At 48.2% G+C, this 13696-nt stretch carries 6 protein-coding genes and 1 rRNA gene; all 7 read right to left on the minus strand.

All coding sequences use genetic code 11. From position 1 onward, the window contains the following. Positions 1-16: 16 nt before the first annotated feature. The 7 genes from radA to rrf all read right to left on the minus strand — a co-directional run bounded on the left by radA (position 17) and on the right by rrf (position 13600). Positions 17-1384, minus strand: coding sequence for a DNA repair protein RadA (gene radA, locus PBN151_RS28705; protein WP_021252487.1), 1368 nt, complete (start codon positions 1382-1384; stop codon positions 17-19). Positions 1385-1617: 233 nt separating this feature from the next. Further along, entirely contained in the window at positions 1618-4065 is a 2448-nt protein-coding gene (clpC, locus tag PBN151_RS28710; RefSeq protein ID WP_021252488.1) for an ATP-dependent protease ATP-binding subunit ClpC, read from the minus strand. 23 nt (positions 4066-4088) lie between these two features. Further along, on the minus strand, positions 4089-5156 hold the full coding sequence (gene mcsB, locus PBN151_RS28715; protein WP_072732038.1) for a protein-arginine kinase McsB: 1068 nt from the start codon (positions 5154-5156) through the stop codon (positions 4089-4091). Positions 5157-5228: 72 nt separating this feature from the next. Beyond that, complete coding sequence (gene mcsA, locus PBN151_RS28720; RefSeq protein ID WP_021252490.1) at positions 5229-5774, minus strand: protein-arginine kinase activator protein McsA; 546 nt, start codon at positions 5772-5774, stop codon at positions 5229-5231. A gap of 50 nt (positions 5775-5824) precedes the next feature. Continuing rightward, a complete protein-coding gene (locus PBN151_RS28725; RefSeq protein ID WP_021252491.1) occupies positions 5825-6286 on the minus strand; it encodes a CtsR family transcriptional regulator in 462 nt (153 codons plus the stop codon). 561 nt (positions 6287-6847) lie between these two features. After that, on the minus strand, positions 6848-13222 hold the full coding sequence (gene pulA / locus PBN151_RS28730; protein WP_072732039.1) for a type I pullulanase: 6375 nt from the start codon (positions 13220-13222) through the stop codon (positions 6848-6850). A gap of 261 nt (positions 13223-13483) precedes the next feature. Next, positions 13484-13600: ribosomal RNA gene (gene rrf, locus PBN151_RS28735) — 5S ribosomal RNA — on the minus strand. Between the last annotated feature and the right edge of the window lie 96 nt (positions 13601-13696).

A 13696-nucleotide genomic window follows, 5' to 3' on the forward strand; every position in this document is an offset into this window, starting at 1 on the left:
TCTATATCTATGCCCCCTAACCTAACGCCACAGCTAATGCTTCAGCAACCGTATTTACTCCAATAATCTCAATATTGGCAGGCGGCTTCCAGCCGCGCAAGCTCTTCTCTGGTAATATAATGCGCTTGAATCCAAGCTTCTCTGCTTCCTTCACTCGCTGTTCTGCACGAGATACCCCACGCACTTCACCGGTTAACCCCACTTCGCCAAAGACAACATCGAATGGTTGTGTCGGCATATCTCGGAAGCTCGAAGCAATTGCAACCGCCATAGCCAAGTCAACAGCTGGCTCATCAAGCTTAATTCCACCCGCTACATTCACGTATGCATCCTGATTCTGCAGGAACATTCCCATTCGCTTCTCCAGCACCGCAATAATAAGCGCCAGACGATGATGATCAATCCCTGTCGCCATCCTCCGCGGAGACGGGAAGTTCGTCGCCGATACGAGCGCCTGCATCTCGACAAGGACGGGACGGGTTCCCTCAAGGCTGGCTACAACCGTGGATCCTGCAACACCTAGCGGTCTCTCCTGCAGGAACATCTCGGATGGGTTCTTCACCTCGACAAGTCCGCCCTCCGTCATCTCGAAGATTCCTATCTCATTGGTCGAACCGAACCGGTTCTTTACAGCCCGCAAAATGCGATAGGAATGATGCCGCTCTCCTTCGAAATAAAGGACACAATCGACCATATGCTCGAGCAGCCGCGGACCGGCAATCGCACCTTCCTTCGTCACATGTCCAACAAGGACAGTTGCGATGCCCTTCCCCTTAGCGATGCGCATGAATGTGCTTGTGCATTCGCGTACTTGTGCAACACTGCCGGGAGCTGATTCCACCGAAGGTTGGAAGACGGTCTGGATGGAGTCGATAACGAGGAAGTCAGGCTGCGCCGCCTCAAGCGCCTCCTCGATATATTGCAGATTCGTCTCACTGAGGACGAATAAGTTCTCCGACAAGACACCAAGACGATCTGCCCGCAGCTTCGTCTGACGCATCGATTCCTCACCAGATACGTACAGCACCTTGAGGCCGCTGGCAGCCAGTGCATTGGAAGTCTGCAGTAGAAGTGTTGACTTCCCGATACCCGGGTCGCCCCCCACTAGAATAAGTGATCCAGGAACAACACCGCCGCCCAGTACGCGGTTCAACTCACTAAGTGTCGTAGTGAGTCTAGGTTCACGTCCACTTTCTATGTGTATGATAGATTGCGGCTTTTCTTTCGTTTGAATCAAGGAAGAATGCACACCTGCTGTCTTAATGACTGTCTCCCGCTCTTCCACCATCGTATTCCACTCACCACAGCCAGGGCATTTCCCCATCCATTTCGGTGTTTCGTATCCACATTCCGTACAGAAAAATTTCGTTTTCACTTTGGCCATGAAGCCGACACTCCTAATCAATATGCTGCAAGTCGTCGGTCGCCATGTCCGCAAACAGGTACCTCGTTACTCATTACTCATTAGTTTACCATTTTTAAGAAGGAGGATAAAGTGCTTTAGCATATCGCAAGCAGAAACAGGCATATGTGGAGCAATAAATAACGAAGAAAAAAAGAACCGTACCTTCCTCCGGGAGGGAGAAAGTACGATTCTTTCCTAAATACTACAGTTCATTATACATGTGCTGTGTTAACCTCGTTGTTGCGCAGGACGAGCAGCTCGCCATCTTTCTCGTCGATGACGACGGCATCGCCCTTGCTGACATTACCCTTCAACAATTCCTCTGACAGGCGATCCTCGATATGCTTCTGAATCGCTCTACGCAATGGACGGGCGCCATACGCTGGATCAAAGCCTTCCTTCGCGAGGAAATTCTTCGCATTGTCTGTCAATTGGAAATCAACATCCTGTTCCTTCAGGCGCTTGCGAAGCTCACCGGCCATCAAGGATACGATTTCAGCGATGTGCTTCTGCTCCAAGGAGTGGAACACAATAATTTCATCAATCCGGTTCAAGAATTCTGGGCGGAAGCTCTTCTTCAATTCACCCATCACTTTATCCTTCATGTTGTTGTAGTCTTTGCCTGCATCATCAACTGCAGTGAAGCCAAGCGTAGAATTACGCTTAATTGCTTCGGCCCCAACGTTGGATGTCAGGATGATAAGCGTGTTACGGAAGTCGACTACACGTCCCTTCGAATCGGTGAGACGGCCATCTTCCAACACTTGAAGCAAAATGTTGAATACTTCTGGATGTGCCTTCTCGATTTCGTCCAACAAGACGACTGAGTATGGCTTACGGCGAACCTTCTCCGTCAATTGGCCGCCCTCTTCATAGCCAACATATCCCGGAGGCGCTCCGACGAGACGAGCTGTCGAATGCTTCTCCATGTATTCGGACATATCAATTCGGATTACCGCATTCTCATCACCGAACAAAGATTCGGCCAAGGCACGAGCAAGCTCAGTCTTACCTACCCCAGTTGGGCCAAGGAAGATGAAGGAGCCCATCGGACGCTTCGGATCCTTCAACCCTGCACGCGCACGGCGGATTGCACGGCTCACTGCTTTCACCGCTTCATCTTGGCCGATGACACGCTCATGAAGAATCTCTTCCATCTTGAGCAAGCGCTCTGTCTCTTCTTCCTTCAGCTTCAATACCGGAATTCCGGTCCAGCTCGCTACGACTTGAGCAATATCCTCTGGCGTAACTTCAGAATCCACGCGTCCCTGCTTCTCTTTCCACTGGTTGCGAACGGTCTCCAGTTCTTCGCGCATCTTCTGCTCTGTATCACGCAGCGCAGCGGCTTTCTCGAATTCTTGGCTTTGCACAGATGCGTCCTTCTCTTTGCGGATGTCTTCCAAACGTGCTTCAAGCTCTTTCAAATTTGGTGGTACTGTATACGAATGAAGGCGAACTTTAGAGCTCGCTTCATCAATCAAGTCAATTGCCTTATCCGGCAGGAAGCGATCTGTAATATAACGATCCGAGAGCTTCACCGCTTGCTCAATTGCCTCATCGGTAATTTTCACACGGTGATGGGCTTCATAACGATCACGCAGCCCAGTCAAGATCTGGATTGCTTCCTCTGGAGTAGGCTGGTCGACCGTAATCGGCTGGAAGCGGCGTTCGAGCGCTGCATCCTTCTCGATATATTTGCGGTACTCATCAAGTGTTGTCGCCCCAATGCACTGCAGCTCTCCACGAGCCAATGCAGGCTTCAAAATGTTCGATGCATCAATGGCGCCTTCAGCACCGCCGGCACCGATGAGCGTATGCAATTCATCGATGAACAGGATGACATTGCCTGCTTGGCGAATTTCATCCATGATCTTCTTCAGGCGATCCTCGAACTCACCCCGGTATTTCGTTCCGGCTACAACCGAACCCATATCAAGCGTCATAACACGCTTATCGCGAAGCGTCTCTGGAATTTCATTGTTAATAATCTTCTGTGCCAGACCTTCAGCTACGGCCGTCTTACCAACCCCAGGCTCACCGATAAGTACGGGGTTATTCTTCGTACGGCGGCTCAGTACTTGAATGACGCGCTCAATTTCCTTCGAACGACCGATAACCGGATCAAGATTTCCTTCCTTCGCTACTGCTGTCAGATCACGAGCTAAGCTGTCCAGTGTCGGTGTGCTTACATTTTGCGACTGTCCATGATGGCTGGATACCGCTTCGCTGCTTCCAAGCAGCTGCAGCACTTGTTGGCGTGCCTTGTTCAAGCTAATGCCAAGGTTGTTCAACACCCGTGCTGCTACGCCTTCTCCTTCACGGATCAAGCCAAGCAGAATGTGCTCTGTACCCACATAAGTGTGGCCAAGCTTGCGCGCTTCATCCATGGACAGCTCAATCACTTTCTTCGCACGCGGGGTATATGCAATATTGAGTGGCTGTTCTTGACCGCGCCCGATCAAGGTTTCGACTTCGTCCTGAATCTTCTCCAATCCAAGGCCAAGCGCTACAAGTGCCTTAGCTGCGATGCCTTCCCCTTCGCGAATAAGTCCAAGCAGAATATGCTCCGTTCCGATATTGTTATGCCCGAGTCGTACTGCTTCTTCTTGTGCCAAAGCCAATACTTTCTGCGCACGTTCTGTGAATCTACCGAACATCATAAGTGTTGCACCTCCATATTACATTATGATTTAGATTTGGATAACGTCTCGCGAATCATCTTCGCGCGATATGAATCCCGATCTTCTTGAGATAATGTCGTGTTGTATTTATATTGTAAGAAGCCTGGCTGTGTCATGACCAATAATTCATTCAGTTGTGACGATTGAATATGCTGCAGGATGCCAAGGTCAGAACCAAGCCTAATGTCGGACAACCGCTGTGCGGCTTCTTTTGAATCCATAATAACTGCATGCTTCAAAATTCCATATGAGCGGCAAATGCGATCCGTAAGCCGCATGCTATTGCTTGTCAGCAGCTGTTCCCGAGCTGCCTTCTCATGCTCGATTAATTGCTTCACAACACTGTACAAATTATCAATAATCTCAGATTCGGATTGGCCTAATGTAATCTGATTTGATATTTGGAACAGGTTGCCGATCGCTTCGCTTCCTTCTCCGTATATGCCTCTAACCGCCAATCCAACTTGGGTAACGGCCTGAAGCATGAGGTTAATCTGCTGTGTCATTACCAATGCTGGCAAATGCATCATCACCGATGCCCGTATTCCTGTTCCCACATTCGTCGGGCAGCTCGTTAAGAAACCTCTCTTCTCATCGAAGGCGTAGTCGATTTGCGATTCAAACACATCATCGATGCGGTTAGCCTGCTCCCAAGCCTCACGAATTTGCAGCCCTGGAGATAGGCATTGAATACGAAGATGATCTTCCTCGTTAATCATGATGCTTATCGACTCATCCTCACTGACAATGACCGCACCATTGCGGGACTCATTTGCCAAACTCGGGGATATCAAATGCTTCTCTACTAGAACTTGCTTCTCTGTATCGCTAAGCTCTGCCAGCTCTAATTCATGAAAGTGATTCAATTGCGCAAATTCCGGGTCTTTCATGACTGCTGACAAACGATCCAACACCTCGGCCGATTGTTGATTCGTAGCCAAGAGCGGGAACGGCAGTCCGCTAATATTCCGTGCTATACGGATACGGCTGCTGATGACGATATCGGAATCTGGGCCCGTGCCGCGCATCCAATCGCTTAGGGCTTCTTCAATAAATCGTCGCTCTGTCATCTCGTCATCTCCTTCCAATTCGCACTGCTTATTGTCATTTTACTCCCTCGATAGCGCTTGTATCCTAGGTGCTTATGAACTGCTTCTCTCTGAATCGCTTGGCGGCTGCTTCTCCAATTCGCGAATACGGTCACGCAAGGTTGCGGCCTCTTCGAACTCTTCACGCAAAATGCTGAACTGCAGCTGTTTCTTCAATTCTTCCAGCTCGCGTCTGCGCTGAATTCGGCCTCCCCCACGCTTCGGAATTTTGCCAACGTGAACGGTATTGCCATGTACCCGCTTCAATAGCGGATCTAAGCGCTCACCGAAAAAGGTGTAGCATTCATCACAGCCAAAGCGGCCGAGCTTACCGAACTGTGCATAAGTCAGTCCGCACTTCTCACAGCGCATAGGCTGTGGTTTCGCATCTTCCTTAGCTCCCTGTTTGCTCCCTGTCAGATCGAAATCAAGCAATCCCGACAATAAATTATGGATGGAGAATCCGTTCGCCGTGCCTGGAATCCATTCGCCTTTTTCCCGGGCACATGATTCACAAATGTGAAACTCCGTCTTCTGCCCATTAATGATTTTCGTAAAATGCAGGGTAGCCGGTTTCTGACCACATTGTTGACACACCATAACCGTCTCTCCTCCTTTATAGGTAGCATCCATCTTACATACTTACATCTCTACTTGCTAAGCAGTGCCAGCAGCATCGACCTTAGCAGCCGGGCACGTATCTCGTCGCGGTAGGGAAGCTTTACTGTTATATTGTCCCGAGAAACAGCAGCCCTCAGCAGATTCGCTTCCCGGCGGGAGATGAATTCCGCTTCTTCTAGTTGATAGATAAGACCTTCAGCGGCACTCTGCTCAATCTGCTCCCCAATGGATTCGCACAAATGATTATGAATCGCTTGATGGGCTGGCAAGTCAATTCGCTGAATGCGAATATACCCTCCACCGCCACGTTTGCTCTCAACAACATAACCCTTCTCCAACGTAAAGCGTGTGCTGATCACATAGTTAATCTGCGATGGAACACAAGAGAATTGTTCTGCCAAATCATTGCGCTGAATCTCAACGGCACCTTCTGAACTCTCAAGTAATATATGCTTCAAGTAGTGCTCGATTAGGTCGGAAATGTTGCGCATCTTCTCCCCCCTTTCCGCCTGCAGCAGTCTCTATATTAGGTTTAACCAAATATAAGCCTCACTTATTCTAGTTTGGCGCAATATTTTGAACTTTTTTGACTATTAATCTGACTTTGACTTTCTTTGACTTTATTTTTATTATAGCGCACTCGTTTGATTTTGCAACTATTTTAGATCGATTTCATCAGCTATTCTACACGATGATGTGGATAACCTTCTTCTTGGTTAAAAAGCACACGCTCATTCCATCTCAATTACGCAATATATTCAATTACACGGTTGATGGTAAGCCCTATTCATGAAACTCTATATGTGGATACCTGGGAGCTTCTCCACAATCGTGGATAAATGATGGGTAAATGTGCATAAGGAGATTCATTAATCCTCTCTCCACAGCTTGTTCATTGAATAAAATATGCATGGTGTACATTTTACCGCTATGTTCGTCCAATTATGCACATGTGAATAACAAATTGAAATGAGCTAATGAATGATTGCGTTCGTCCCAGTTAAAAAACTCCCGCTGCCGTCCTTACGGATGACACGGGAGTGATGGTCGTGCTATTCAGCAATATATTGTAGAGCAAGAAGAAATCTGGTCAATGCAACCCCCGCTTCTGCTCGTGTAGCGTTGCCACTAGGACGCAGCGCGCGGTCTTGGTAGCCATTAAGGAACCCAGTTGAGAGTTCCAGATGATGACCTTCAAGACGAGCAGCATTGACAAGCATTTGTGCCAATTCCTCGCGAGTAATGGATGCATTCGGATGGAATGATCCGTCACCATCCCCCTCAACAAGCTTCAGTTGCACCGCAGTCGCAAGTGCATCTGCATACCAAGCCGATGCTGGCACATCCATGAAGGCATCCTTGGACAGTTTCTGTCCTTGGACATCGCCATAGCCTAACGCCCGCACAAGCATGGACGTGAATTCTGCTCGAGTTACCATATCATTCGGGGCAAACTGTCCATTTCCTCTGCCTTGAATAATGAACTTAGAAGCTAGCAGCTCCATATTTGCTTTCGCCCAATGGCCATTCAAATCATGGAAGCTCGGTGCATACTTGAGTACTGCGAAGATACCGTTAAAATCGTGCTTCATGTTCATTACCGAATGCGATTCGCCCTCAGTGCACTCCATCCAGGACGGAACGAACGAGAATATCTTTGTCTTTGCATTATACTTTACAGCTGTCATCTTCCCAGCACTTTGGTTGCTCGGCAGTCGGATAGAGCCCGTTGTTAGAATGCCTGCACGATCAGGAATTGGTTCCTGCTTCCCATCCTGCTCCAAATGCAACTGGAACTGAACAGCTGCCATCAAATGAGCCCCTGGCTGTGTGGATGCCGCAGATGTAAGCACCTTCAGCAATTCAGCCGAAGGCTTCATCATGTGCACGGTCAGCAATTGTGATGCATTCCCATTGCTCAGATCTGCTAGCTGTTTCATCGGAAGTTGATAGCTGCCTGCTCCCGAGCGTACCACAATGTTCAATTGCGTATGTTCCTTCATTGCCTGACTCAATTTCTCCATCGGGATTCGAATACGTACGTCTTCTGACTCCGACGGCGCTGCAATTGTCCAAGTTCTCAATTCTGTTGCCGAACCTGTCAAACGAGACATCTCTTCTATATCTTCATTGCGAATGAGCAGCTCAACAGTCGCCGTTCCGTCGGCATTCTTCAGAAGATTCAACGTTGTTGGCTCATAACGAACGCCATCTTTCGTGACGGTCATTCCTTTAAATGACTCTTCTGTGCCCCCTTTATGAGCAGCCCCGCCGTTTCGTTCATTGCTGCCATTTTCGTTTTCAGAGCCGCTTCCTGCGTCAGTGCCCGTTTCTGGCTTCGTACCTGGGTCTGTTTCTGGGGTTTTCACGACGACAATCGAGCGTCCGTCTACGGTATTGTGCGGATCATTCAGTTCGTTTGTTACTCCATCCTTGGTAATGAAGAATTTGTACGTATAATCGCCTTTCGCTGCGTTCTTCATTACGTAGATGAACCATTCGTTTTCTGCATCGTACGTCATCGAGTAAGACTTGCCGTTGATCGCAATATCAGCCTGCGTGATCCGATCCTGCGCTCCACTCGCAAACAACGCTTCATCCCGATAATAGAACGCAACCTGACTCTTCTCTTGAACTGGGCCAGCTACTGAAGGCAGCGTCCGAAATGATTCCTGCCCACTATATACATACACCTTGGTTAGCGTGTCATCCACATTCGTCTTAATGAAGCGATTGGCATCGATATCTTTCTCTTCCCAGTTGCCCCGTTTGACGATAAACCCAATCGATTCAGACTCTGGAGCGATTTCAATCATGGCAGTCGCCATTCCTTTGTCAAAATGCTGGAACTCATGACCGTCATCTTTTACACCTGTCTGCCATACCCATAATCCCCAGTTGTCGTATTTCGCGTCTGGACGGACATAATTGATTTGTACATAGCGCTTCAGGAACGGCTTAACCACTACCTTCTTCGAGGCCTCTGCTGCTCCAACCCGAGCTGTAATGACCGCCGTTCCTTCCTTCACGCCTGTTACCTTCCCAGCACGGTCTATTCTAGCCACTGATGCATCCGACGTGCTCCACTCCACAGCTACACCAGACATCGTCTGTCCGAATTGATCCTTGATGGCAACTGTAAATGGTGATGTGCGGCCCTCAAAGATTGAATCTGCAGCGTTAATGGACAGCGTCGTAGGAACAAGCTTCGCTACTGTCACATTTACCTGTGCCTTCAATTTGCCGGAGGTTGCGGTAAGGACTGCAGTTCCTTCCTTCACTGATGTTACTTTGCCTCCACTGTTGATAACGGCCACCCCAGCATCGGATGTTGACCATGTTACATTCTCAGTAAACATAGGACGGCCCTTCTGATCACGCACCACTGCTGTCAAGCGAGTGCTTGTGCCTGGCTCTAACCCAAGCGTAAGTGGTGCTACTTCAAGCTTTGACGCTGTCGGTGTATAGCCATTCTCCTGATCGTACAACACCATCATGGACAATCCGGCTACTTCTACCTTGCCGCCCTTCACCGTACGTATCGTATTCACTCCAGCGGACGTATGGTCAACAACCACACTCCATTCATCCGCAGTGGGCAGTGCAACTTCTTGCGGAGCAGCCGAACCGTTATAAATGACGGCAATATTGCGCCATGTATCCCCATTTGCATAGTTATTCAGCTTGAATGCGATAACTTGCCCTTCTTGGCGATACACTTGTAAGTTCGATTTCACCTCATCCTTCGTTGTCATGCGGAATGCTGGATGTGCTGCTCGCAGCTCGATAAGACCTTTCAAATAATCAAATACTGGCTTGTACTCCGCCTTCTGTTTCCATAAGATTTGATTAATCTCATCTGGGCTCTCATAGCTGTTATGATCTCCGAACTTGCTGCGAAGCAGCTCATCTCCTGCATGAAGGAACGGAATGCCTTGTGCCGTAAGAACAATCCCATTTGCAAGCAAGGAACGCTTAACGGTCTCGTTATCCAGTACATTTGACTCCGTCAAGGTTGCGAACGGATTGCGTTTTATATCAATATCTTTCCCCTGCGTCTTAAGCACCTTATCCCACAAATTCAAGTTATCATGTGCGGTTACATAGTTAATCGTCTCTGTCGGGGAGGCCGTAAAGTCTGTGATTGCACCAAGCAGACCTTTCACCACATCCGCTTCTTTGCCTTCGGCACCTGTCGCGAATCCTTTGGAAGCATCGTCACTTCCACCCTTTATTGCCCCACGAATATTATCATTGAAGACAGCAAATCCCTCTCCGCGCTGCTTGCCCTTCTCGATCTGCAATTCCGCAGCAAGCGGTGTGCTGCCCCCCGACCACGGCTCGCCATAGATTATGATGCTTGGATCAATCTCTCTCAGCTCACGCACGATGGCGCGTGTTGTCTGCAGATCGACTAGCTTCATCAAGTCGAAGCGGAATCCGTCTACATTGTACTCCTCAGCCCAGTATTTCACGGAGTCCTGCACGTATTTGCTAACCATCGGTCGCTCTGTTGCTACTTCATTCCCTACACCGGAGCCGTTAGTGAAGTTGCCCTGCTCATCGCTCCGATAGAAATAACCCGGTACAATCTTATCAAATACCGACATATCCGATTCCAGGCCGGTTACAAATGTATGGTTGTACACGACATCCAGCACGACCCGAATGCCTTGGTCATGAAGCGCTTGCACCATTGCCTTGAACTCACGAATTCGCTTCGCTGGGTCTTCCTGTGCTGCCTTGGTCGTATAGGAACCCTCTGGCATGTTATAGTTTACCGGATCATAGCCCCAATTGAATTTTCGTTCTTTCGAACTTGGATCATCCACCAGCTTCTCATTTACCGAACCGAAGTCATAGGTCGGAAGCAAGTGAACATGCGTGATACCAAGCTCTTTCAAATGGTCGATCCCTGTCTTTATATCTGGCTTTCCAGGCAAAGTCGTTCCCGTTTCCGTAAAGGCAGTAAACTTGCCTCGACTTGCTGGCGATACTCCTGAATTCTCATGAATTGAAAAATCACGGACATGTAATTCGTATATGACAGCGTCTGTTGGATTCAGAAATGGGGGCTTCCGATCTCCGTCCCAGTTCTTCGGATTGGTTGCCGCAAGATCAATAATTGCCGACTTCCCGCTGTTCACCGATGCCGATCTCGCATATGGATCAAGTGCATACGTTATACTGCCATCCGGGAATTGCAGCTTGTACATGTAATAGGTTCCATGCAAATTGCCATCCACGTTAGCGGCCCATACCCCTGTAGCTGCATCCTTACGCATCGAGACTTCCCTGCTAGGCACGTCTTTCGCCATGTCCGCTCTATTGTACAAGGCTAACGAAGCTTGTGCAGCCGTAGGCGCCCATACTTTGAAGCTGCTTGAAGTCGATTGATACGTAACACCTAAGTCATCCCCAGCATATACGTAGCTATCCAAAATACCACGCATCTTGATCGGCATATCCCGATACATGTTCTGTGGATTTCCTTCATAGCGTACTGTATATGCCTTTGACACATCATCAACCGGATTGGACAAATGGATCTTCACAGATTTCTCATCTGCGCCCTGAGAGGATACGCCCTCCAATTTGGTTGTACCTTCATATGCGGCAAATGCAGAGTAATCCAAGTTCGGAACAATGTCCTTCAATGTAACGCGAACTTCATGATCCTGATCCATCCATGCAGCATGCATAGAAGGCTGAGCCTTCGTTGTAAAGGAAAACTCATATGCTGTGTTCGGTGTATTCGTGTCCTTCCCCGTTGCCGCTCCCGCTGGAATAACAACCTTATACTCTGTATCATAGCGCAGCGGTTGACTCGGTGTAACGACCAACTGCTGCTCCTTTATCGTCACATCTATCGGTTGGGTCACACCTAGCTTATCCTCAAGCGTGATGCCTTGCCCATTCATATCAATTTGTTCGGAGAAGGTGACGATAATCGGCTTATTAACTGCTACATGCTGCTGTTTATGGGCCGGATCTGTGCTAATCAGCTCCAGAGCGTCACTCATCCCCTTTATCTCGTAATTTCCGGCATATACACGCTGTACATTCGGGTTCGATGATTCATTCCAACTACTTGCTCGTGTATTCCCCGGATCTTCTGGTATTACATTGAATGCACCATGCGTGTCCTCATTTCCGCTTAGAACAACAATTGGACGCAAATCGTCATGATTTTTTAGCTTGAGCTGATGCAGCGGTATAGACGCTTCAAATCCTGACTGTCTGGATACAGCGAATTCTGCTCCTTTACGATCTCCCCATGTGGATAAAATGGGGGTATTGTAATCCGAGGCCTCATATAAAGCAGCGCCTTCTATTTCATTGTCTTGTTTCAAACGCATCATAAGATGATACTGCGGCTTCTCTGTTGTACCGCTAAAATTATATTGCGCTTTCCATGGGTTGTCCGCATTTCCTGAATCAACCTGATTCACATTGAGGGCAATATCAATATACTGCCCCTTATCTCCCCAATTCGGCAATCGTGCATCTACCCATATATACAGCTTCTTACTATCATTGATCAGTTTGATTGCACCTAGTTTCGTATCGCCATATGTGCTCTCTGTTACTGATGTCCCAAGTGCCTCCACATCGTCCCAGAGATTGTCTTTAACCCCATCAATGATTGGAGCAAAAGTAACCGTAAACGGCTCGCTATAGGTAGATAAGCCGTTCGGGTTCTGTTTCATATTCCAGCCTGTCGCAATTTCATTGTCTGTCGTTTCGGGAATGACATCGAATACACCATGCTCATCCGCGCGATCACCGCTAAGAACAACAATCGCTTTGACGGTGTCATTCAGCTTCAATTGAAGCTTGTTCAGAGGAATTGCCCCTGTCATCACTTTGGCTTGGTCTGTAACTTGGAAGGAAGCCCCTTGCAAATCTCCTGTATGAAGCAAAGGCGTTGATGTGGCACTCTCATATACAGCCGCCTCGCCGCCTTGTTTCGCTTCCATCACGATATGGAACTTCGGCTTCAGCTGTGTATGGTTATAATTGAATTGTCTTTGATAAGGATTGGTTGCGACTCCGGAATCAAAATCATTGATCTGCAAAGCGATATCAAGATACTGCCATGACTCCGCATGAGCTGCATCGACACGGAAATACAAATACTTTGCATCGCTTGTCAATTTCATCTGATCCAACTTGGCACTATTCCAGCCTGCTGTCGATGACGAGCCTATTGGCTTTACCATATTCCAATCAACAGCCTTCAATGCGTCTTCTGCCGTTGTCTGTTCTGCTGATTGGGGCTGTAGTTGCTGCTTCTTCTCGCCTAAGGAGTCTTGGACTGCAGATGTAGAAAATGCATAAGTCATCCCTCCTCCCCATACTGTCATCAGGCTAATTAGCATGACACCAACTAACATACCAGAGATCGAAGCCTTCCATTTCCTCATGACATATCCCCTCTCCAAATAAATGCAAACGTTTGCATAATTAACAAAGAATAATACAAAAAATAATGATGCTAGATTGATTGTCTTTATCTAATTATGTAGTGGTGCAATACCTTCATAGATAAATCACCCTCAATGTAAACGCTTGCAAAATCAAGCATACTGGTTCGTTTATTCCCTGTCAACCATCCTTAAGACCTAGCCTAAGTCCTTATATACAAAAAGACCACCGTCGAGATATCTCAACAGTGGTCTTTCGTTGCTTGGCGACGTCCTACTCTCCCGGGACCCTGCGGTCCAAGTACCATCGGCGCTGGAGGGCTTAACGGTCGTGTTCGGGATGGGTACGCGTGGAACCCCTCCGCCATCGCCACCAAACAGCATTGGCTAAAGCCAATATGAAGTTCAAGGTTTGAACCTTGAAAACTGAATGCGAAAGTTAGTGCTAGTTGTTCATCCGGGGCCCCCGGAAAG

The sequence above is a fragment of the Paenibacillus sp. NAIST15-1 genome, assembly GCF_001894745.1.
Classification (GTDB): Bacteria; Bacillota; Bacilli; order Paenibacillales; family Paenibacillaceae; genus Paenibacillus_B; species Paenibacillus_B suaedae.

Bases quoted from the DNA above. Each gene is read 5' to 3' on its own strand.
- radA (WP_021252487.1), bottom strand. From the start codon at position 1,384: ATGGCCAAAGTGAAAACGAAATTTTTCTGTACGGAATGTGGATACGAA.
- clpC (WP_021252488.1), bottom strand. From the start codon at position 4,065: ATGATGTTCGGTAGATTCACAGAACGTGCGCAGAAAGTATTGGCTTTG.
- mcsB (WP_072732038.1), bottom strand. From the start codon at position 5,156: ATGACAGAGCGACGATTTATTGAAGAAGCCCTAAGCGATTGGATGCGC.
- mcsA (WP_021252490.1), bottom strand. From the start codon at position 5,774: ATGGTGTGTCAACAATGTGGTCAGAAACCGGCTACCCTGCATTTTACG.
- PBN151_RS28725 (WP_021252491.1), bottom strand. From the start codon at position 6,286: ATGCGCAACATTTCCGACCTAATCGAGCACTACTTGAAGCATATATTA.
- pulA (WP_072732039.1), bottom strand. From the start codon at position 13,222: ATGAGGAAATGGAAGGCTTCGATCTCTGGTATGTTAGTTGGTGTCATG.